Source organism: Streptacidiphilus sp. MAP12-16 (assembly GCF_041262165.1).
In the GTDB taxonomy this organism is placed as follows: Bacteria; Actinomycetota; Actinomycetes; order Streptomycetales; family Streptomycetaceae; genus Streptacidiphilus.
The window spans coordinates 95,623-117,039 of sequence record NZ_JBGCBY010000026.1; the positions used below are offsets into that span (position 1 = coordinate 95,623).

General features: G+C 71.8%; 16 protein-coding genes. 9 read left to right on the plus strand and 7 right to left on the minus strand.

Going from position 1 to position 21,417, the window contains the following annotated elements; all coding sequences use genetic code 11:
• The first annotated feature begins 127 nt into the window (after positions 1–127).
• The 3 genes from ABIA33_RS28900 to ABIA33_RS28910 all read left to right on the plus strand — a co-directional run bounded on the left by ABIA33_RS28900 (position 128) and on the right by ABIA33_RS28910 (position 3,675).
• The gene (locus ABIA33_RS28900; RefSeq protein ID WP_370085597.1) at positions 128–490 is read left to right on the plus strand and encodes a PASTA domain-containing protein; all 363 of its coding nucleotides are present in this window, start codon (positions 128–130) and stop codon (positions 488–490) included.
• A gap of 92 nt (positions 491–582) precedes the next feature.
• Entirely contained in the window at positions 583–1,296 is a 714-nt protein-coding gene (locus ABIA33_RS28905) for an HAD family hydrolase (RefSeq protein ID WP_370085598.1), read from the plus strand.
• 66 nt (positions 1,297–1,362) lie between these two features.
• Positions 1,363–3,675: an FdhF/YdeP family oxidoreductase gene (locus ABIA33_RS28910; RefSeq protein WP_370085599.1), complete on the plus strand. Its 2,313-nt coding sequence runs from the start codon at positions 1,363–1,365 to the stop codon at positions 3,673–3,675.
• 49 nt (positions 3,676–3,724) lie between these two features.
• Here the strand turns inward: ABIA33_RS28910 and ABIA33_RS28915 are convergent, their stop codons facing one another.
• Positions 3,725–5,236, minus strand: coding sequence for an NlpC/P60 family protein (locus ABIA33_RS28915; RefSeq protein WP_370085600.1), 1,512 nt, complete (start codon positions 5,234–5,236; stop codon positions 3,725–3,727).
• Positions 5,237–5,548: 312 nt separating this feature from the next.
• On the opposite strand from ABIA33_RS28915, the gene ABIA33_RS28920 reads away from it, so the two are divergent.
• Together ABIA33_RS28920 and ABIA33_RS28925 are read left to right on the plus strand one after the other, a co-directional pair.
• A complete protein-coding gene (locus ABIA33_RS28920) occupies positions 5,549–6,718 on the plus strand; it encodes an anion permease (protein WP_370085601.1) in 1,170 nt (389 codons plus the stop codon).
• Positions 6,719–6,743: 25 nt separating this feature from the next.
• Positions 6,744–6,983 (plus strand): hypothetical protein, encoded by a 240-nt coding sequence (locus ABIA33_RS28925; RefSeq protein ID WP_370085602.1) that lies wholly within the window; start codon positions 6,744–6,746, stop codon positions 6,981–6,983.
• A 113-nt stretch (positions 6,984–7,096) separates the two neighbouring features.
• Here the strand turns inward: ABIA33_RS28925 and ABIA33_RS28930 are convergent, their stop codons facing one another.
• The 3 genes from ABIA33_RS28930 to xylB all read right to left on the minus strand — a co-directional run bounded on the left by ABIA33_RS28930 (position 7,097) and on the right by xylB (position 11,695).
• Positions 7,097–8,719, minus strand: coding sequence for an MFS transporter (locus ABIA33_RS28930; RefSeq protein WP_370085603.1), 1,623 nt, complete (start codon positions 8,717–8,719; stop codon positions 7,097–7,099).
• A gap of 346 nt (positions 8,720–9,065) precedes the next feature.
• Entirely contained in the window at positions 9,066–10,247 is a 1,182-nt protein-coding gene (locus ABIA33_RS28935; RefSeq protein WP_370085604.1) for an ROK family protein, read from the minus strand.
• Positions 10,248–10,288: 41 nt separating this feature from the next.
• Positions 10,289–11,695 (minus strand): xylulokinase, encoded by a 1,407-nt coding sequence (gene xylB, locus ABIA33_RS28940; RefSeq protein WP_370085605.1) that lies wholly within the window; start codon positions 11,693–11,695, stop codon positions 10,289–10,291.
• A gap of 111 nt (positions 11,696–11,806) precedes the next feature.
• Between xylB and xylA the strand changes: the two genes are divergently transcribed.
• On the plus strand, positions 11,807–12,976 hold the full coding sequence (gene xylA / locus ABIA33_RS28945; protein ID WP_370085606.1) for a xylose isomerase: 1,170 nt from the start codon (positions 11,807–11,809) through the stop codon (positions 12,974–12,976).
• 141 nt (positions 12,977–13,117) lie between these two features.
• On the opposite strand, the gene ABIA33_RS28950 is transcribed toward xylA, so the two are convergent.
• Complete coding sequence (locus ABIA33_RS28950) at positions 13,118–13,912, minus strand: enoyl-CoA hydratase/isomerase family protein (protein ID WP_370085607.1); 795 nt, start codon at positions 13,910–13,912, stop codon at positions 13,118–13,120.
• 121 nt (positions 13,913–14,033) lie between these two features.
• On the opposite strand from ABIA33_RS28950, the gene ABIA33_RS28955 reads away from it, so the two are divergent.
• Together ABIA33_RS28955 and ABIA33_RS28960 are read left to right on the plus strand one after the other, a co-directional pair.
• On the plus strand, positions 14,034–14,840 hold the full coding sequence (locus ABIA33_RS28955; RefSeq protein ID WP_370085608.1) for a polysaccharide deacetylase family protein: 807 nt from the start codon (positions 14,034–14,036) through the stop codon (positions 14,838–14,840).
• Positions 14,840–16,096: a YncE family protein gene (locus ABIA33_RS28960; RefSeq protein WP_370085609.1), complete on the plus strand. Its 1,257-nt coding sequence runs from the start codon at positions 14,840–14,842 to the stop codon at positions 16,094–16,096. Before ABIA33_RS28955 ends, ABIA33_RS28960 begins: the two co-directional genes overlap by 1 nt.
• Before the next feature lie 41 nt (positions 16,097–16,137).
• Here ABIA33_RS28960 and ABIA33_RS28965 read toward each other — a convergent pair whose 3' ends face one another.
• Positions 16,138–17,595: an FtsW/RodA/SpoVE family cell cycle protein gene (locus ABIA33_RS28965; protein ID WP_370085610.1), complete on the minus strand. Its 1,458-nt coding sequence runs from the start codon at positions 17,593–17,595 to the stop codon at positions 16,138–16,140.
• A 152-nt stretch (positions 17,596–17,747) separates the two neighbouring features.
• Positions 17,748–20,231 (minus strand): endopeptidase La, encoded by a 2,484-nt coding sequence (lon, locus tag ABIA33_RS28970; protein WP_370085611.1) that lies wholly within the window; start codon positions 20,229–20,231, stop codon positions 17,748–17,750.
• Positions 20,232–20,667: 436 nt separating this feature from the next.
• Between lon and ABIA33_RS28975 the strand changes: the two genes are divergently transcribed.
• Positions 20,668–21,402, plus strand: coding sequence for a response regulator transcription factor (locus ABIA33_RS28975; protein ID WP_370085612.1), 735 nt, complete (start codon positions 20,668–20,670; stop codon positions 21,400–21,402).
• Positions 21,403–21,417 lie beyond the last annotated feature (15 nt).

The following is a 21,417-nucleotide window of genomic DNA, read 5'->3' on the forward strand; positions in this document are numbered from 1 at the left end:
CGGTCCGGCTTGGTCTCCATCCATCCATCCGAACCGTCCCGTCCGAAACCGCGGCCGAACCGTCCCGTCCGAACCGTCCGGTCCGAATCGTCCCGTCCGGACCGGAGATCGTCCTAGGCTGTTCCCCATGGCGTCGAGCCCCGGGCGGCAGCCCATCCTGGTGACCGTTCCCGACCTCGTCGGCCTGCGCGCCCAGCAGGCACGAGACTTCGCGCACCGCGCGCAACTGGTGGCAGTCGGCCCCGACCCGGACCTCGGACCGACCATCATCGGAACCGTGACGCGGCAGGATCCACCGCCGGGAGCGCTCGCCGCCAGATGGTCGATCGTGACCATCTGGACCACCCGGGGCGGCCCGGGCGACGCCGGTGTGCGCGAACCCAGGATCCCCAGCCCGCCGCCGCTGGCCGTCAGCGTCCATGATCCGGAGCCGGTACCCGTCCCCGAACCGGAGGGCGAGGTCGCGACGACGCTGGAGGAGGGGGACTAGGAGGGTGCTGGAGGTCTAGGCCGGATCAGGGAGCGGCGTCATGCGGCTGCCCGCCTTGCCCCCGGCTGAGCCGATGGGGCACGATCGCTCGCATGATCAGCGGCGTGATGTTCGACTTCTCCGGCACCCTGTTCCGCATCGAGTCGGTCGAGGAGTGGTTCCTCACCCTCGGCTCGGACGGCGGACTCGACGGCCTCGACCAGGCCGAACGCACCGCCTGCGTGGAACAGCTGACCCTCGCCGGGGCCCAGCCCGGCGGGCCGCAGCCGCAGCTCGCCCCCGCCGGTTGGGACCAGCGCGACGTGGACGCCCCGCGCCATCGCGCCGCGTACACCGCGCAGACCCGCGCCGCCCTCCTGCCGACCGTCGGACCGGACCGGGCCGACACACTGGCGACCGCTCTCTACGAACGCCACATGAACCCCGACGCCTGGCAGCCGTACCCCGACGCCGAGCAGGTCCTCAAGGAACTGCGCCGGCGCCGTGCGCCGGTCGCCGTCGTCAGCAACATCGGCTGGGACCTGCGCCCGGTGTTCGTCCGGCACGGCCTCGACGCCTACGTCGACACCTATGTGCTGTCCTTCGAGCTGCAGGTCCAGAAGCCGGACCCGCGCATCTTCCGGTTCGCCTGCGATCAGCTCGGCCTGACGCCCGCCGAGGTACTCATGGTCGGCGACGACCTCCGCGCCGACGGCGGCGCTCGCGCGCTGGGGTGCGCCTTCCGCCAGGTCCAGCCGCTGCCCGTGGCCGAGCGCCCGGACCAGCTCATCCCCGCCCTCGATCTCCTCATGCCGCGGCAGCGGTGAAAGGATGGGAGGCAGGCGCACCCGGCGACGAGGCCGGCGGGCCCCCACGACCGGAGGTGTGAGGACATGGCCAGGCAGGCTCCCGCAGAGGACCCCGCGCAGGACGGCCCGCAGGTGGGCGCGCCCAAGCACGCCGCGGCCGGGCTCCCCGCGCTGTTCCACACCACGAAGATCGCCGCCGCGCAGATGGGTGCGACCCGCTCGGTGCGCACCCTGCTGAAGCTCAACCAGCCGGACGGCTTCGACTGCCCGGGCTGCGCCTGGCCCGAGCCGGACCACACCCACACCGCCGAGTTCTGCGAGAACGGTGCGAAGGCCGTCGCCGAGGAGGCGACGCTGCGCCGGGTGGGCCCCGCGTTCTTCGCCGAGCACTCGGTCGCCGACCTCGCCGGACGATCGGGCTACTGGCTCGGCCAGCAGGGACGGCTCACCACCCCGATGCTGCTGGACGAGGGGGCGACGCACTACACGCCCATAGGCTGGGACGCGGCCCTGGACCTGGTCGCCGCGGAGCTCAGGAGCCTCGACACCCCGGACGCCGCCGCCTTCTACACCTCGGGCCGGACCAGCAACGAGGCCGCGTTCGCGTACCAGCTGTTCGCCCGCCAGCTCGGCACCAACAACCTGCCGGACTGCTCCAACATGTGCCACGAGTCGTCGGGGTCCGCGCTCACCGAGACCATCGGCATCGGCAAGGGCAGCGTCCACCTCAAGGACCTCTACCAGGCCGACCTGATCATCGTCGCCGGCCAGAACCCGGGCACCAACCACCCCCGGATGCTGTCCGCACTGGAGCGCGCCAAGCGCGCGGGCGCGAAGATCGTCAGCGTCAACCCGCTGCCCGAGGCCGGCCTGGAGCGCTTCAAGAACCCGCAGAACGCGCGCGGGCTGGTCGGCAACGGCACCAAGCTCACCGACCTGTTCCTGCAGATCCGTCTGGGTGGCGACCTCGCCCTGTTCCGGGCCCTGAACCTGCTCCTGCTGGAGGCCGAGGACGCGTCTCCCGGCACGGTCCTGGACCAGGCGTTCATCGAGGAGCACTGCCATGGCTACGAGGAGTGGGCCAAGGACGCCCGGAGCACCGACTGGGACGCCGTCCGTGCGGCCACCGGCCTGCCGGAGGCTCAGATCCGCGAGCTCGCCGCGCTGGTGCTGGGCTCGGAGAAGGTCATCGTCTGCTGGGCGATGGGCCTGACCCAGCACAAGCACGCCGTGCCGACCATCCGCGAGGTCGTCAACTTCCTGCTGCTGCGCGGCAACGTGGGCAAGCCGGGCGCCGGCGTCTGCCCGGTGCGTGGGCACAGCAACGTGCAGGGCGACCGGACCATGGGGATCTTCGAACGGCCCAGCAGCGCCTTCCTCGACGCCCTTGGGAAGGAGTTCCGCTTCGAGCCGCCGCGTCGGCACGGTCTGGACGTCGTGGACACGATCCGCGGCATGCGCGACGGCAAGGTCGAGGTCTTCTTCGCCATGGGCGGCAACTTCGTCTCCGCCTCCCCCGACACCGAGGTGACCGAGGACGCGATGCGGCGCTGCCGCCTCACCGTCCACGTCTCGACCAAGCTCAACCGCTCGCATGTGGTCACCGGGGCGCGGGCGCTGATCCTGCCGACCCTCGGACGTACCGACCGGGACCTGCGGTCCGGCGGACCGCAGCAGGTCACCGTCGAGGACTCGATGGGCATGGTGCACGCCTCGCGCGGCGCGCTGAAGCCGCCCGCCGAGGACCTGCTCTCCGAGACGGCGATCGTCTGCCGGCTCGCGAGGCGCACCCTCGGCGCGCAGAACCCGGTTCCCTGGGAGGACTTCGCCGCCGACTACAGCACCATCCGCGACCGGATCGCCCGTGTCGTCCCCGGCTTCGAGAACTTCAACGAGAAGATCAAGCAGCCGGGCGGCTTCGCCCTGCCGCACGGCCCGCGTGACCGCCGGGCGTTCCCCACCGCGACCGGCAAGGCCAACTTCACCGTCAACGAGCTGACCGCGCCCGAGGTCCCGGAGGGTCGCCTGCTGCTGCAGACGCTGCGCTCGCACGACCAGTACAACACCACGATCTACGGCCTGGACGACCGCTACCGGGGTATCACCGACGGCCGCAGGGTCGTCCTGCTGCACCCCGAGGACGCGGCGGAACACGGCCTGGCCGAGGGCGCGTTCACGGATCTGGTGAGCGAGTGGGCGGACGGTGTGGAGCGGCGCGCGCCGCACTTCCGGGTGGTGCACTACCCGACCACGCGCGGCTGCGCGGCGGCGTACTACCCGGAGACCAATGTGCTGGTGCCGCTCGACAGCACCGCCGACACCAGCAACACCCCCACGTCCAAGTCGGTGGTCATCCGCTTCGCGCCGGACTCGGGCGCCGAGGCCGTTCGCGCCTGATCCGGGCGCCCCGAGTCAGCGCCGACCCGGGCTCAGTGCGTGCCCGGGCTCAGTGCGTGCCCGCGCTCGGCACCGCGGTGGCCGAGCCGGACGCGATGGCGGAGCCGGACGCGGTGGCCGAGCCGGATGCGGTGACTGCCGTGCTCGCCGCCGCGGACGGCGTGACACTCGGCGTCGCACTCGGCCCGCCGGAGGGAGTCGGCGTCGGCGTGGGGGTCGGGCTGCCGCCGGGCGTGGGCGTCGGCTTCGGTGTGGGGGTCGGCGTCGGCTTCGGGGTCGGCTTGGGCGTCGGTGTCGGCGTCGGCTTGGGCGTCGGCGTGGGAGACGGGGCAGGACCGGGACCGATCGGCTGCGGTCCCTGGGCGCCGACGGGGATCGCGGGCGGCTGGTAGGAGCCCAGCGACGGGCTGCTCGGGTCCGGCCGCACCGCGCCGAGGATCGGATCCGTGGCCATCGGCGCGACATACACGAACGCACCGGTGTGCGGCGCCTCGATCACCAGGCCGCCGCCGATGTAGATCGCCACATGGCTGGCCCCGGAGAAGTAGACGATCAGGTCGCCGGGGCGCAGCGCGTTGAGCGGAACATGCGTCAGCTGAGCCCACTGCTCCTCGCTGGTTCGCGGGATCAGCTGCCCGGCGTGCTGCCAGGCCTGCGAGGTCAGGCCGGAGCAGTCGAAGCCCTGCGCGTACGGCCCCACGCCACCCCACACATAGGCCGCGCCGAGCTGCTGGAAGGCGTACGCGACCGCCGCCGCGCCCGCCGCCGAGGGCTTGAGTCCGTCCTTGCCGAGAATGCCGGAGGCGAGGAGCGCGAGCTGGGCGGCGTTGGCGTCCTTCTGCTCCAGCAGCGACAGCTGCTGCTGCTGAACCCCGGTGAGCGAGGAGACCAGCTGCCTGACGGACGCCAGCTGCTTGTTGATGGCGTCGCGCTGGACGGCCTGGGCGGCTACCAGCGCGCCGGCGTGCTGCCTGGCGACGGCGGCAGCGCTCTTCGCCGCCACCAGGTTCACCCGGTCGGACTTGAGCTGCTCCAGGAAGAGCGCCTGCGACTTCCCGACCATGGACAGCAGTTCGCTGGCGTGCAGCGCCTTCTGCGGGTCGTCGGCGAAGAGGAGTTCGCCCAGCTGCGACAGGTTGCCGTTGCGGTACTGGGCGGCGGCGAGCTGCCCGGCGAGCACCGTGCCCGCGTCGACGCTGGACTGCGCGTTGTCGACCAGGACCTGCAGTTCGGCGTCGTCGGTCTGGGCCTGGACGAGTTGCTCGGCGAGCGCGTCGTACTTCTGCGTCGCCGCCTCGGCCTGCTGGTAGGTCGCGTGAAGCTGGTTCAGGATCGGCTGCAGGGTCGCCTCGGCCTGGGTGAGCGACTGCACCGTTCCCGCCGTGCCGGTCCCGGAGCCGCCGGAGCTGCCCGCCGCGGCGGCCAGGCCCGCGGTCGGGAGTACCGCCAGCGACGCCGCCGCAAGCAGCAGTCCGCAACGCAACACCCCGCGCAACCACGGCCGCGTCGCCGTCCCCAGGTGTCCGTCCACCAGAACCCCGCGTGCCACTGTGCCCCGCACCGACAATCCCCCTCGCTACCCCGTGCCCTGCCTCGGAGATCCTTCCATGCGCTCCCTGCGAGCGGCAGGGGGCCCGGCGGATTCTCACGGCGCTCTCAGCCAAGCAGGCCCGGATGAATGTGACACAGCTCTCTTTGGAAGCCCTGCTGAACAGCGCCGCCGGTCCGGAACCCAGTCGCCACAGGGCAATGAGCGCCGATTCGTCCGGCTTCGCACGTCTGGGCCACTTCAGATAGGCCGTCAGTTCACTTTCCGTTCACCCAGTGTCCCTACGGTCAGCCACGACGATTCCGCTGAGACGATTGTTTGGTAATGGAACACATCACGTTCCTGGTGACCGTCGTGATCATCACGGCCCTCGCCTTCGACTTCACCAACGGCTTCCATGACACCGCCAACGCGATGGCCACCTCCATCGCCACAGGCGCGCTACGCCCCAAGGTCGCCGTCGCGATCTCGGGAGTGCTCAACCTGGCAGGAGCCTTCCTGTCGGTGGCGGTCGCCAAGACGATCTCCGGTGGGATCATCGACGAGAAGGCGGGCATCAAGCCCCAGGTGATCTTCGCGGCGCTGATCGGGGCGATCCTCTGGAACCTGGTCACCTGGCTCCGCGGCATCCCCTCGAGCTCCTCACACGCCCTGTACGGCGGGCTGATCGGCGCGACCCTGGTCGCGGTCGGGATGCACGGAGTGCACTTCAACATCGTGGTCACCAAGATCCTGATTCCGGCGGTCGCCTCGCCGATCGTGGCCGGTGTCGCCGCGTGGGGAGCGACCAGGCTGGCCTACCGGATCACCCGCAAGGGCGACGAGAAGGTCAACGCCAAGGGCTTCACGGCCGGCCAGATCGCCTCCGCCTCGCTGGTCTCGCTCGCACACGGCACCAACGACGCCCAGAAGACGATGGGCATCATCACCCTCACCCTGGTCACCTCCGGCGTGCTGGCTCCCGGATCCAACCCTCCCACCTGGGTGATCCTCAGCTCCGGCGTGGCCATCGCAGCGGGTACTTACCTGGGCGGCTGGCGCATCATCAGGACGCTGGGCCGCGGCATCACCGAGATCGCCGCCCCGCAGGGGCTCGCCGCCCAGACCGCCTCGGCGGCCGTCATCCTGACCTCGTCCCACATGGGCTTCGGCCTGTCCACGACCCATGTCTGCTCCGGCGGCATCATGGGCGCGGGCAAGGGCGGCCCGACCGGGCAGGTCAACTGGTCCACCGCGCGGCGGATGACCTACGCCTGGGGCCTCACCCTCCCCGCCGCCGCCGCGCTGGGCGGCATCGGCACCATGCTCGCGGACCAGGGCAGTTGGGGCGTCGGCGCGCTGGCCCTCATCGGCATCGGGGTGTCCGGCTGGATCTACCTGATCTCCCGCCGCCGCCCGATCGACGCGACCAACGTCGTGGCCGAGCCCACCGTCGACGTCCTCTCCGCCCCGCTGGAGCCCGCCCCGGCCTCCGCCGCCACCGCCGCGGCCTGAACCCGCACGACCAGGAGTTCCCACCATGAAGATCAACTGGGCCGCGCTCGGCAGCACCTTCGGCGTCAGCCTGCTCATCACGCTCGGCGTGGTCGCGGCGTTCAGCTTCGGCATCTCGTCGCTCTCGCGCCGCGAGACCGCCCTCGCCGGCGGCACCGCCGCCGGCCGTGGCGGCGCCGCCGTCTCCACCGCGGTCGCGGTGGTCTGCTTCGGCGCCTGCGCCGCAGCGGTCGGCTACGGGCTGTACCTCATCGCCGGCGCCTGACACCTATTTGCTAACTCTGCAGGTTGCTGACCCTGCAGGCTGCTGACCCGCAGGCGCACGAAGGCCGCCCCGGATTCTCGCCGGGGCGGCCTTCGTGCGTCGGCAGCACCCTCCTAGACGGCGGACCGGGCCGCCGCGGCGGGGGACGTGGAAGCGGAGGAGGGTGACGGGGCGGCCGAGCGCTGCGCCCCCGACCGGTCGTGCAGCGGCACCTCCTTGATCAGCCAAACGGCAACCATCGCCGCCAGACCGAACGGAGCGCAGACCAGGAACACCTCGGCGATGCCGTGCGCGAACGCGCTCTCCACCAGCGGCCGGATCGGTGCCGGAACCAGCGAGAGGTCCGGGATCGAGGACCCGCTCAACCCGCTCGCCGCAGCCGCGGGTACGTGCGCTGCGGCCAGCCCCTGGGTGGCGTAGTGGCTGACCCGGCTGCCGAGCAGCGCCCCCAACGCGGACACGCCGATCGCGCCGCCCATCGTGCGGAAGAAGGTGACCAGCGAGCTGGCCGCCCCCAACTCCGCGACGGGGACCGTGTTCTGGACGGCGAGCACCAGGTTCTGCATGACCGTCCCGATGCCGATGCCGGCGATGGTCATGCCGATCGCGATCAGCCAGTACGGGGTGTCGGCCCGGAGCACACCGAGGGACGCGAAGCCCACCGCGAGGGCGGCGCCGCCGAGGATCAGGTAGATCCTCCACTTGCCGGTCCTGGTGATCAGCTTCCCGGCGACGGTCGAGGCCAGGGCCAGGCCCAGCACCATCGGCATGGTGTAGATGCCGGACATCGTCGGGGACTTGTCCCGGGCCAGCTGGAAGTACTGGCTGAGGAAAGTCGTCGCGCCATACATCCCGACCCCGACCATCACCGAGGCGATCATCGCGAGCGTCACCGTGCGGTGCCGGAACAGGCCCAGCGGGATCACCGGCTCCGCCGCCCGGCTCTCCACCCGGATCGCGAGCAGCCCGAGCACCAGGCTGCCGCCGAGCATCGCCGCAGTCTGCCAGGACAGCCAGCCGTAGCTGTGTCCGGCCAGGGTCACCCACACCAGCAGCAGGGTGACGCTCGCCGCGATCACCGTCGCGCCGAGGTAGTCGACCTTGACGTCCCGCTTCACCGAGGGGAGGTGCAGCGTCTTCTGCAGAATGACGATCGCCACCAGGGCGAAGGGGACGCAGACGTAGAAGCACCAGCGCCAGCCGAGCCAGGAGGTGTCGACGATCGCGCCGCCGATCAGCGGACCGCTGACCGTGGCGAGGGCGAAGGCCATGCCGAGGTAGCCGCTGTAACGCCCGCGCTGGCGGGGGGAGATCATCGCCGCCATGCAGACCTGCGCCAGCGCGGCCACCCCGCCGACGCCGATGCCCTGCACCACCCGGCATGCGATCAGCTCGCCGGTGTTCTGAGAGAGACCGGCCAGCGCGGATGCCCCGATGTAGATCACCAGGGATATCTGGACCAGCAGTTTCTTACTGACCAGGTCGGCGAGCTTGCCCCAGAGCGGGGTGGTCGCGGTGACCGAGAGCAGCGACCCGGCGATGATCCAGGTGTACGCGGACTCTCCGCCGTGCAGGTCGTTGAGGATCCGCGGCAGCGCGTTGGTGACGATCGTGGAGGACAGCATGGCCACGAACAGCCCGAGGATCAGCCCCGACAGAGCCTCCATGATCTCGCGGTGGCTCATCGCTCCCGCTGGGCTCTCCGTCCGGGCTGCCTCCGCTGTCTGTGCGGCCATCGCTTCGCCCCTTCCTGCCGGACGCGCCGATACGCAGACGCGGCACTTCGTTGAATAAGCCAACCATAATATAGGTGGTTGCTACAGACAACTTAATCGGCCCACGCCGCCGCCCCACCCCGCACAGCCCGCCGCAGCGAGCTCCGTCACCCCGGACCTGCCGCCTAGCGCGGTGATCCTGGTGACCGCCACGGACACCATCACGCGCACCACAGCCCGGGCCCATGCCACCAGCGCCGCCCGCCCGGTCACGGCGTCTCCGAGCTCGCCCCCGAACCCGCACGTTCCTGGCAGCAAGGACGCGTGAAGACGGTCACACGACGCCGTACCCGCCCACGCGGTGGGCTCAGGCCCCCACCGTGCTGGGGTCGTCCAGGATCCGACGGACCGTCACCAGTGCCGCACCCAGCAGCGGCCCGCCCCGCCCGAGGGTCGACACCGAGAGCGCGTCCGTGTCCCACGGGCGTACGGTGACCCGGGCCGCGAGCTCCCTGCGCATGCTCGGCAGCAACCACTCGCCCAGTTCGGCATAGGCGCCGCCGAGCACCACCGCCTCCGGATCGACCAGATTGACGGCGCCGGCGAGCGCCGTGCCCAGGGCGGAGCCCGCCTGGTCCAGCGCCTCCCGCACCGGGGCCGCCCCTTCGACCGCGCGCTTGGCGAGCAGGGCGACCCAGTCCCCCGACGCGTCGGGGAGCCCCGCCGCGGCGAGTACCGCCTCCTCCCCCGCGTACTGTTCGAGGCAGCCGCGCGCGCCGCAGGCGCAGACGGGGCCTTCCGGATGCACCGGTACATGCCCCAGCTCTCCGGCGAAGCCGCGCGCACCCCGGAACAGCCGCCCGCCGACCACCAGGGCCGCGCCGATTCCGGCCTCCGCCGAGACGTGCACGAAATCCCCGGGGCCGCCCTTCCACAGCTCGGCCAGCGCGCCGAGATTCGCTTCGTTCTCCGCCTCCAGCCTCAGGCCGAGCAGGCTCTCGGGCAGCCGCAGGTCGCGCCAGCCCAGGTTGGCGGCGCGCACGACCACTCCTGACGCCGAGTCGACCAGCCCGGGTACGGCGAGCACGGCCCCGGCCGGACGCAGCCCCAGCGCTACCGCCTGCTGGACCACCCCGTCCGCGAGCACGGCGAGCTCGGCCAGAGCCTCGGCGGCGGGTCGCCCCCGGTTGGCGGCGGCGACGCGCGCCTGAGCCCGTATCTGCCCGGTGAGGTCGACCACGCACGCGGCCAGGTGCTCCACGCCGACCTCGAGACCGAGCCCGGCCGGGCCCTGGGTGCTGAGGACCAGGGCGTTGCCGGGCCGCCCGACCCGGCCGCTCGGGGCCGGGCCCAGCTCGACCACCAGCGCCGACCTGTGCAGCGCCACCACCAGGCTGGACACCGCTGCCCGGGTCAGCCCGGTACGGGCCGCGACGTCCGCCCGCGACAACGGCCCGTACTCGGCCACGGTGCCGAGCACCACCGACAGGTTCTGGCGGCGCATGCCCTGCTGGGACGCGGGGCGACGCTCTTCACTCGGACTCGGCATGGGACCCCCGTGGTCTCAGGGCGGTGTGGCTGGGCGGTGTCTCAGGACTCGAACAGCTTCTCGGATCGCTGCAGGGTATCTGCGATTCGAACCAGCGTGTCGTCGTCCCTCACCAGAGGCTCCAGCAGCGGGCCCTGGGCGCCGCCCCAGCGCCGGGCGATCTCGTCCGCACGCTCACCCGTGAGCAGGGCGGCCGCCTGGGCCGCCGCCCCGAGTGCGACCAGTTCCCGTGCCGCCGGCATCCGCACCGGCCGCCCGGACAGCCGCCGCATGGTGTTCTGCCATGCCGCCCCCTGCGCACCACCGCCGATCAGCAGCAGTTCGGCGTCCGCCGCCAGGCTCTCCCCACCCGCCTGGAGCACCTGCTCCAACGCCGCGAGCAGCGAGTACGCCGCCCCGTCGTAGGCGGCCTGGAGCAGTTGGCCGGGTGTCGTGTCGTGCCGCAGCCCGTGCAGCAGGCCGGAGGCGTAGGGCAGGTCGGGCGTGCGCTCGCCGTCGAAGTACGGCAGCACCACCGCGCTGCCGCCTGGCTCCACCGCCTCCCGGTCCCGGCCCAGCAGGGTGGCCACCCGGTCCACGGCCTGGGTGCAGTTGAGCGTGCAGGCGAGCGGCAGCCACTGGTCCAGGGCGTCGGCGAATCCGCAGACGGTGCCGCTGGCGTCGGCGGGGCGCCCGCGGGTCACGGCGTAGACGGTGCCCGAGGTCCCCAGGCTGAGCACCGGTATGCCGGGCACGAGCCCCAGTCCCAGCGCCGCCGCCATGTTGTCGCCCGTCCCGGAGGCGACCAGCGCCCCAGCTCGAAACACCGTGCCGGGCAGGACCTCTCCGACCGCCTTCCCCGGTTCCACGACCACCGGCAGCATCGCGGTGTCCAGTCCCAGTCCGTGCAGCAGCTCCAGGTCGTAGCCCTCGGGCGTCCACCAGCCCGTCCCGGAGGCGTCTCCGCGATCCGTCGCGGCCACCCCGGTCAGCCGCTCCGTCAGGTAGTCGTGCGGCAGCCGCACGGCGGCGGTCCGCGCCGCGGCCTCCGGCTCGTTCTCGCGAAGCCAGGCCCACTTGGGCGCGGTGAACGAAGCCCCGGGGACGCTCCCGGCCCGCCGCGCCCAGGTCTCCCGGCCCCGGGCGGCGACCAGGGCCGCCGCCTGCGGGGCCGAACGGACGTCGTTCCACAACAGCGCGGGGCGGATCGACTCACCCGCCGAGTCGAGGGTCACCAGGCCGTGCTGCTGCCCGCCGACGGACACGGCCGCCGCCTGCCCGGCGTACCCGGTCAGCGCCGCGGCCTCGCCGAGCGCCCGCCACCACTCGCGGGGATCGCTCTCCCGCCCCGCGCCTCCGCTGACGGTGTGCGCGGCGCGGCCCTCGCCCAGCACGGCGCCCGTGTCCGCGTCCACGGCGAGCGCCTTGGTCGACTGTGTGGAGCTGTCGATCCCGATGACGACCTGCACGGATTCCTCCTTCGTGTGGCCGGGGTCTTCCCCTCCCGGCTTCCTGATACTAATTTGTTTAGTGCCATGACGAATAGCCCTGCAGATTTCTCCCGCCCTGGAGCCGCTCTGATGACCGACCTCACCCCCACCCCCGCCGACCGCTTCACCTTCGGCCTCTGGACCGTCGGCTGGCAGGGCCGCGACCCCTTCGGCGACGCCACCCGCCCGGCCCTCGACCCAGTCGAGTCCGTGCACCGCCTGGCCGAGCTCGGCGCCCACGGCGTGACCTTCCACGACGACGACCTGATCCCGTTCGGCTCCTCCGCCGGCGACCGCGAGAGCCACATCAAGCGCTTCCGCCAGGCCCTGGACGCCACCGGCATGAAGGTGCCGATGGCGACGACCAACCTCTTCACCCACCCGGTCTTCAAGGACGGCGCCTTCACCGCCAACGACCGGGACGTCCGCCGCTACGCGCTGCGCAAGACCGTCCGCAACATCGACCTCGCCGCCGAGCTAGGCGCCACCACCTATGTCGCCTGGGGCGGGCGTGAGGGCTCCGAGTCCGGCGCCGCCAAGGACGTCCGGACCGCACTCGACCGCCTCAAGGAGGCATTCGACCTCCTCGGTGACTACGTTGTATCGCAGGGGTACGACATTCGCTTCGCCATCGAGCCCAAGCCCAACGAGCCGCGCGGCGACATCCTGCTGCCCACCATCGGCCACGCGCTCGCGTTCATCAACTCCCTGGAGCACGCGGACCGGGTCGGGCTCAACCCGGAGGTCGGCCACGAGCAGATGGCGGGCCTCAACTTCCCGCACGGCATCGCCCAGGCCCTGTGGCACGGCAAGCTGTTCCACATCGACCTCAACGGCCAGTCGGGCATCAAGTACGACCAGGACCTGCGCTTCGGCGCGGGCGACCTGCGCCAGGCGTTCTGGCTGGTCGACCTGCTCGAGTCGTCCGACTACTCCGGCCCGCGGCACTTCGACTTCAAGCCCCCGCGTACCGAGGACATGGACGGCGTCTGGGCCTCCGCCGCCGGGAACATGCGCAACTACCTGGCCCTCAAGGCGAAGGCGGCGGCCTTCCGGGCCGACCCGGCGGTCCAGCAGGCCCTGCGCGCCTCCCGGCTGGACGAGCTGGCGCAGCCCACCCTCGCCGCCGGCGAGAGCCTCGCCGACCTCCTCGCCGACCCCACCGCCTTCGAGCAGTTCGACGCGGACGCGGCGGCCGAGCGCGGCATGGCCTTCGAACAGCTGGACCAGCTGGCCCTGGACCACCTGCTCGGCATCTGACACACCGGCATCCGGCACACCGACATCCGACGCAAACGGGCGTGCGCACCTCGCGATCTTCGAGGTGCGCACGCCCGTTTGATCACTCCGGGCGCAGGCCCGGGCCGGCCGAGCCGGACGCAGGCCCCGAATGGCGGAGCGTCAGAACTGCGGCGTGCGGCGCTCCAGGAACGCCGCCAGCCCCTCCGCCACGTCCGGCGCCGTACGGGACGCCCGTTCCCACGACGCCACCGCCGCCTGCGGGTCGCCGCCCTCGGTCTCCGCCGTGACCACCGCCTTCACCGCGCCCTGGGTCTGCGCGGAGCGGGAGGCCAGGGTGCGGGCGTACTCCAGTGCCCGGGTTTCCACGTCCGCGGCCACCACCTCCACCAGCCCGTACCCCAGCGCCTGATCCGCCGTCACCAGCTCGCCCGAGTACAGCAGGTACTTCGCCCGCGCCGGGCCCAGCAGCCGTGCCAACCGCACCGTCGGCACCGCCGGATAGACGATGCCGAGCTTCGCGGGGGTGATCCCCAGCCGTGCGTCGGGCGCGGCGAAGCGCAGGTCGCAGGCCACGGCGAGCTGGCAGCCGCCGCCCACGCAGGCACCCCGCACCACCGCGATCGTCGGGTGCGGAAAGGCCGCGAGCGCCTCCTCGGCGACCACGTTGACGGCGTGGTAGGCGTCCGCCGAGTCCGGATCCGCGTACACGCCCTGCAGTTCCGCGATGTCCGCGCCCGCGCTGAAGGTCCCGCCCGCGCCGGTGACCAGCAGCACCCGCAGACCCGGCTCCGTCGCGAGCCGCCGCAGCAGCCCCGGCAGCGCCGCCCACATCTCGCGGGTCAGCGCGTTGCGCTTCTCGGCGCGGTCGAGCGTCAGCACCGCGATGCCGTCGTCGCCCAGGGCGACCCTCAGTCCCGGCACCCCGTACGACAGTTCCGCACGCCCCAGCTGCACCGCTCCGCCTTTCGCCGATCCAGCTCCCACCGACCGTCCGCCACTGTACGTTCCGGACTGTACGTTCCGGGCGGATGCGTTCGCCGCGCGGGAGCAGGCAGGCGACCCTAGAGTTCATGCAGTGACCCCCTTCGACCGTCGCGGACTGCTGCGCATGGCGGCCATCGGAGCTGCCGGCTCGCTGGCCTCCGCCTGCTCGGACAGCGCAGCGCCCGCAACCGCGCCGCACGCCCCCACCGCGTCCGCGACAGCCGGCGCGGCCACCGGCGCGGCCGGTGCCGCATCCGCGCCGGCGAACGCCGACGCGGCTCCCCCGCTCGCCGCCGGGCTCCCCTTCGAGATCAGCACCGGCCCGCGGAGCAGACCGCTGGTCGCCCTCACCTTCCACGGCCAGGGCGACCCGAAGATCGCCTCCGCCCTGCTCGCCGAGGCCGAACGGGCCGGGGCCCGGGTCACCGTGATGGCGGTCGGCAGCTGGCTGGACGCACAGCCCGCGATGGCCCGGCGCGTCCTGGACGGCGGGCACGAGCTCGGCAACCACACCCAGAACCACCTCGCCATCTCCACCTTGAGCGCGGACCAGGCCTACGCCGAGATCGCCCGTTGCGCCGACCGGCTCAAACAGCTCACCGGATCGGTCGGCCGCTGGTTCCGGCCCTCCCAGGCGCAGGACTGCACGCCCACCGTCGCCGCGCAGGCCCGGCGCGCGGGCTACGGGCACTGCCTCGGCTACGACCTGGACTCGCTCGACTACACCGACCCCGGCGCGCCCGCCGTGAGCCGTACCGTACTCGCCGCCGTGCAGCCGGGATCCGTGGTCAGTCTGCACTTCGGGCACACCGGAACGGTCACCGCGCTGCCCGCGATCCTCGACGGCCTGCACCAGCGCGGTCTCCGCGCGGTCACAACCTCGGAGCTGCTCAGCTGATGCCACCCTCGACCTCCCCGCCGCCGCTTCTCTCCCGCCGTCGGCTGCTGCCGCTGTCCGCGGCCGCCGCGCTGTCCGCCTGCGCCCTGCTGATCGCCTCGGCCTGCTCCACCACCGGCGGCGACCAGAACCGGGCGCTCGCGAAGGGCTCCGCGCCGGGCGCCGGCGCCTCGGCCGGCTCCACGACCGCCTGGCCCCCGAGCGCCTGGCCCGCGAGCGCGGACGCCTACCTGCCCGGTATGCCGCCGCCGCTGTCACCCACGGACGTCTACGCCGCCGACCGCCCCGGCGCGCTCTCCCCCGTGGTCCGCAACTTCCCCACCCGGATCTACGTCCCCAACACGCTCTCCGACACGGTCAGCGTCATCGACCCGGCCACCTACCAAGTCGTCCAGACGCTCCAGGTCGGCCACCAACCCCAACACGTCGTCCCCTCCTGGGACCTGAAGACGCTGTGGGTCAACAACGACCTCGGCAACAGCCTCACCCCCATCGACCCGGCCACCGGCAAACAGGGACAACCGGTCGACGTCCACGACCCCTACAACCTCTACTTCACCCCGGACGGCAAGTACGCGGTGGTGATGGCCTCCAACGACCGGGCCCTGGTGTTCCGCGACGCCCACACCATGCAGGTCGTCAAGTCCGTACCGTCCCAGTGCGCCGGAGTGAACCACGCCGACTTCTCACCCGACGGCAAGTACTTCATCGTCTCCTGCGAGTTCTCCGGAGACCTGCTCAAGGTCGACACCGCCAAGATGGAGGTCATCGCCAAACAGCGACTCCCCTTCAACGGCTCCATGCCACAGGACGTCAAGATCTCCCCCGACGGCAAGATCTGGTACGTCGCCGACATGATGGCGAACGGCGTCTGGGAACTGAACGGCGACGCCTTCTCCACCCCGACACTGCTCAGAACCGGTGCCGGCGCGCACGGACTCTACGTCAGCCGCGACTCCAAAAACCTGTACATCTCCAACCGCGGCGAGGGCTCGATCTCCGTCCTGGACTTCACCACCGGCGCCCTGGTCCACAAATGGCAGATCCCCGGCGGCGGCAGCCCCGACATGGGCGGCGTCTCCGCAGACGGCACCGTGCTGTGGCTGTCCGGCCGCTACAACGCCGAGGTCTACGCGATCTCCACAGCCGACGGCCACCTCATCGCCCGCATCCCGGTCGGCGAAGGACCCCACGGCCTGTGCGTCTACCCCCAACCCGGCCGCTACTCACTCGGCCACACCGGCATCTTCCGCTGACCGCAGGTGGCAGGGCCGCGGGCGGCCGAGCCCCCTCCTCGCTACAGCTCCATCTCCGCCCGCGCCTGCGCGATCTCCTCCGCCGAGATCGTCAGCGTCTCCGCCGGGTCCGGGGCGGGCTCCAGGTCCGCTCGTCCCGCCGCGTCGCTGAGCTTGATCATCAGAGCGACCATCAGCCAGTTGGCCACCATCGACGAACCGCCCTGGGCCAGGAACGGCAGCGCCTTGCCGGTCTCGGGGATGAGTCCGACCACGCCGCCGGCGACGACGAACACCTGCAGGATCAGCGCCGCACCGAGGCCGCCCGCCAGCAGCTTGCCGAAGGGGTCGGAGAGCCGGATCGCGGCGCGCATGCTGCGCTCGGCGAGCACGATGTAGAGCAGCAGCAGCACCATGATCCCGGCGGTGCCGAGCTCCTCGCCGAACGTGGCGAGAATCCAGTCACTGCGGCCCGCGGACCCGATCAGCCACGGCTGGCCCTGCCCGAGCCCGGTGCCGAGGAAGCCGCCGTGGCCGAGCGCGAAGAGCGCCTGCGCCGGCTGGTCGGAGATGACACCCGGCGGGCGCTGGTTCGCCGGCAGGAAGATGTCCATGGGGTGCAGCCAGGCTGCGACGCGGCCGCCGACGTGCGGCGACAGTGACCCGACGACGAAGGCGCCGCCCGCCGCCATCAGCGTGCCGACGACGACCCACCCGGTGCGCTCGGTGGCCATGTAGAGCATCACGATGAAGATGCCGAAAACGATCAGCGAGGTACCGAGGTCCACCTCGAAGATCAGCACCATCATGCTGACCGCCCAGATCGCGATGATCGGTCCGAGGTTGCGCCCCCTGGGCAGGCTGACGCCCCACACCTTCCGCCCCACCAGGGCGAGCGCATCCCGGTTGGCCATGAGGTAGCTGGCGAAGAAGACAATGATGGCGATCTTGGTGAACTCGTCGGGTTCGACGGAGAGGCCGCCGAGCCGGATCCACCGCTTGGCTCCGTTGACGTCGCCGGTGAAGAAGGCCGGGGCCATGAGCAGCACCAGCGCGCCTGCCATCAGTACGTAGGTGTAGCGCTGCAGCACCCGGTGGTGCTTGATCGCTATCACGCAGCCGATGAAGGCGGCAGTTCCGATGACCAGCCACTGGATCTGGCCGGGCCCGAAGACGACGGCGTTCTTCCCGTAGATCCGCGTGTAGGAGTAGTCCAGCCGATGGATCATCAGCAGTCCGACCCCGCTGAGGAGCACCGTGATCGGCAGGATCAGCGGGTCCGCGTAGGCCGCCCAGCGCCGTACGACCAGGTGCGCCACCAGCGCGAGCGCGGCCATGCTGCCGACCTGGAGTGCGAAGCCGCCCGGCAGCGAGCCGTGCAGGGCGAACTCGGCGTCGGCGTCGCCCAGGCCGCAGGCGGCGATCGCGAAGAGCAGCAGCACCAGCTCCAGGTTGCGCCGTCGCCCGGAATCCCGGTTGGACCCGGTGCCCCCGGCAGAACCGGGGGCCCCACCGGACACGGAGCCCCTGGTGGACCTGGCCCCCGCTCCTCGTCGTGCGCCCATCGCCCGAAACCACCCAACCCAGTCGCCGTCAGAACCGTCGCATTCTCGCAGGTCTCGTCCCGAACAGGGACGGCCCCCTCTGTGCGACGGTTCCACGGCGACTGCTGTCAGGCGGCGAGCGAGGCCTCCCCCGCCGGGCTGGACAGGTCCGCCTTGGTCAGCGAGATGGCCGATTCGAGCGCCAGCTCCAGCACCTGCCGGACATCGGAGACGGGGTGCACGGTCAGCCGCGCCAGCACCTCGGCCGGGACGTCGTCCAGGTCGGCCTCGTTGCGGGAGGGGATGAGCACCGTGGTGATCCCGGCCCGGTCCGCCGCGAGCAGCTTCTGCTTGACGCCGCCGATCGGCAGCACCCGTCCGGTCAGGGACACCTCACCGGTCATGGCGACCTCGGGCCGGACCTTGCGGCCGGAGAGCAGCGAGGCCAGGGCGGTCGTCATGGTGACGCCCGCGCTGGGGCCGTCCTTGGGCACCGCGCCTGCGGGAACGTGCAGGTGGACGCCGCGGTCCCGAAGGTCGGTGACCGGCAGTTCCAGTTCCGCGCCGTGCGAGCGCAGGAAGGACAGCGCGATCTGCGCGGACTCCTTCATCACATCGCCCAGCTGGCCGGTCAGGGCCAGTCCGGTCGAGCCGGTCTCCGGGTCGGCCAGCGAAGCCTCGATGTAGAGGACGTCGCCGCCGGCGCCGGTGACCGCCAGCCCGGTCGCCACGCCGGGCACCGCGGTACGGCGCTCGCCGGGCTCCTGTGCGGCCTCGGGGGTGTGGTGCGGTCGTCCGATCAGGCCGCGCAGGTCACCTGCGGAGACCGTGCGGGGCAGCTCGGTCTCGCCCAGCTCCTGCTGAGCCGCGACCTTGCGCAGGATCCGGGCGACGGCGCGCTCCAGACTGCGCACGCCCGCCTCGCGGGTGTACTCGCCGGCCAGGCTGCGCAGGGCCGCCTCGTCCACCGTCACCTCGTCGACGCCGAGCCCGGCCCGCTCCAGCTGCCGGGGCAGCAGGTGGTCGCGGGCGATGACGACCTTCTCGTCCTCGGTGTAGCCGTCGAGGCGGACCAGCTCCATCCGGTCCAGCAGCGCCTCCGGGATGGCCTCCAGCACGTTGGCGGTGGCCAGGAAGACCACGTCGGAGAGGTCGAGCTCGACCTCCAGGTAGTGGTCCCGGAAGGTGTGGTTCTGGGCTGGGTCGAGCACCTCCAGCAGGGCGGCGGCCGGGTCGCCCCGGTAGTCGGAGCCGACCTTGTCGATCTCGTCGAGCAGCACCACCGGGTTCATCGACCCGGCCTCCTTGATGGCGCGGACGATGCGCCCCGGGAGCGCGCCGACGTAGGTGCGCCGGTGACCGCGGATCTCCGCCTCGTCGCGGACTCCGCCGAGCGCCACCCGGACGAACGAGCGCCCCATGGCACGGGCCACGGACTCGCCGAGCGAGGTCTTGCCGACGCCGGGCGGGCCGACCAGGGCGAGCACGGCTCCGCCGCGACGGCCGCCGACCAGGCCGAGGCCGCGGTCGGACCGCCGCTTGCGCACGGCCAGGTACTCCACGATCCGGTCCTTGACGTCGTCGAGCCCGAAGTGGTCGGCGTCCAGCACGGCCCGCGCTCCAGCGATGTCGTAGGCGTCCTCGGAGCGCTCGTTCCAGGGCAGTTCCAGGACGGTGTCCAGCCAGGTGCGGATCCAGCTGCCCTCGGGGGAGGCGTCGGAGGACCGCTCCAGCTTGTCAACCTCCTTGAGCGCGGCGTCGCGCACCTTTTCGGGCAGGTCGGCGGCCTCGACCCGGGCGCGGTAGTCCTCCTCCTCGGAGTCGGGGTCGCCGTTGAGGTCGGCGAGCTCCTTCTTCACCGCGTCGAGCTGGCGGCGCAGCAGGAACTCCTTCTGCTGCTTCTCCATGCCCTCCTGGACGTCCTTGCGGATGGTCTCCGCTACGTCCTCTTCGGCGAGGTGGTCGCGCAGCAGCTGCAGCGAGAGCTTGAGCCGGGCGACCGGGTCCAGCTCCTCCAGCACCTGGACCTTCTGCTCGCCGGTCAGGAAGGGCGCGTAGCCGACGTTGTCGGCCAGGTCGGAGACGTCCTCGATCTGCGCGACCCGGTCGACGACCTGCCAGGCGCCGCGCTTCTGCAGCCAGGTGGTGGTCAGTGCCTTGTAGTCGCGGACGAGCTCGGTCACGGCGCCCGGCAGCGGGTCCGGCAGGGCCGGCTGCTCCACCGGAACGGCCTCGACCCAGAGGGCCGCGCCGGGGCCGGTGGTGCCCGCGCCGATCCGGACCCGTCGCACGCCGCGCACCAGCGCCGCGGGGTCGCCGTCGGCGAGACGGCCGACCTGCTCGATCGTGGCCACGGTGCCGATCGCACCGTAGGAGCCGTCGATCCTGGGCACCAGCAGGACCCGTGGCTTTCGGGCGCCGGCCACGGTACGGATGCCGGGGGCGTGCGCCCCGCTGTCGCGCACCGCCGCCTGTGCGGCCTCGACGGCCGCACGCACATCGGCGTCGGACAGGTCCAGCGGAACGACCATGCCCGGCAGCACAGCCTCGTCGTCGAGCGGCAGCACCGGCAGGGTCAGCGAGGCGGACGATGAGGCGGAAGTCGAAGCCATGATCTATCTCCAGTCATGGAAGTTGAGTTACCTGGACTAAAGGAGATTGACCCCCCTGGTGTTCCCCGGGCCTGTTCGCTCTGAGCGATCGGATCGCGAGCAGCGCGTCACCGCCCGACCTCACGGAGCGTCAGAAAAAAGTGGAGTGCAGTTTCCCGAATACGGTGTACCTGACATCCCACCCGTCATGGGCAGCCGGTAAGGTCTACGCCCATGCGCCACCCCCCGAGCTGGTTTATGGACGACAGACTCCCCGGGAACACCGCCAGTACGTACGCTGCGACTGGTGGTCGGCGACGCCGATGTGACGGGCCGCAGGGCTCGTCGGGGCGGGCAGCGTGAAGAAAGAAAGACGTCGGACAAGACAGTCGGACATGACAGAGCGGGCTGGTGCGGCGACCGTCGCCCCAGGCCCGAAAGCCCTGGGGGCGGTGGCGTGACAGTGACGGACGCACAACAACAGGAGACCAGCGGGCCCGGCGGGCAGCGGCGGGTACTGGTCGTGGAGGACGAGCCGACGATCGCCGAGTCCATCGCCGCCCGCCTCGGCGCCGAGGGCTTCCGGGTGGCGGTGTCCCACGACGGCCCGACCGCCGTGGACTGCTTCCAGACCTGGCAGCCCGACCTGGTCGTGCTGGACGTGATGCTGCCCGGATTCGACGGTCTGGAGGTCTGCCGCCGGATCCAGGCGCACCGCCCGGTCCCGGTACTGATGCTCACGGCGCGTGACGACGAGACGGATCTGCTGGTCGGCCTCGGCGTCGGCGCCGACGACTACATGACCAAGCCCTTCTCCATGCGCGAGCTCGCGGCCCGGGTCAATGTGCTGCTGCGCCGGGTCGAGCGCGCCCAGCTCGCCGCGCGCACCCCGGTCGGCGGCACGCTGCGGCTCGGCGAACTCGAGATCGACCACGTCCAGCGCCGGGTCCGGGTCGGCGGCGGAGACGTGCACCTCACCCCGACCGAGTTCGACCTGCTGGCCTGTCTCGCCCAGCAGCCGCGCGCGGTGCTCACCCGTGAGCAGCTGCTCGCCGAGGTCTGGGACTGGACCGACGCCTCCGGCACCCGCACCGTCGACAGCCATGTGAAGGCGCTCCGCCGGAAGATCGGCGCGAACTGGATCCGCACCGTGCACGGCGTCGGCTATGCCCTGGAGGCTCCGACACCGTGACCCAGGATCCGGGGA

Bases quoted from the DNA above. Each gene is read 5' to 3' on its own strand.
- ABIA33_RS28900 (WP_370085597.1), top strand. From the start codon at position 128: ATGGCGTCGAGCCCCGGGCGGCAGCCCATCCTGGTGACCGTTCCCGAC.
- ABIA33_RS28905 (WP_370085598.1), top strand. From the start codon at position 583: ATGATCAGCGGCGTGATGTTCGACTTCTCCGGCACCCTGTTCCGCATC.
- ABIA33_RS28910 (WP_370085599.1), top strand. From the start codon at position 1,363: ATGGCCAGGCAGGCTCCCGCAGAGGACCCCGCGCAGGACGGCCCGCAG.
- ABIA33_RS28920 (WP_370085601.1), top strand. From the start codon at position 5,549: ATGGAACACATCACGTTCCTGGTGACCGTCGTGATCATCACGGCCCTC.
- ABIA33_RS28925 (WP_370085602.1), top strand. From the start codon at position 6,744: ATGAAGATCAACTGGGCCGCGCTCGGCAGCACCTTCGGCGTCAGCCTG.
- ABIA33_RS28930 (WP_370085603.1), bottom strand. From the start codon at position 8,719: ATGGCCGCACAGACAGCGGAGGCAGCCCGGACGGAGAGCCCAGCGGGA.
- ABIA33_RS28935 (WP_370085604.1), bottom strand. From the start codon at position 10,247: ATGCCGAGTCCGAGTGAAGAGCGTCGCCCCGCGTCCCAGCAGGGCATG.
- xylA (WP_370085606.1), top strand. From the start codon at position 11,807: ATGACCGACCTCACCCCCACCCCCGCCGACCGCTTCACCTTCGGCCTC.
- ABIA33_RS28960 (WP_370085609.1), top strand. From the start codon at position 14,840: ATGCCACCCTCGACCTCCCCGCCGCCGCTTCTCTCCCGCCGTCGGCTG.
- lon (WP_370085611.1), bottom strand. From the start codon at position 20,231: ATGGCTTCGACTTCCGCCTCATCGTCCGCCTCGCTGACCCTGCCGGTG.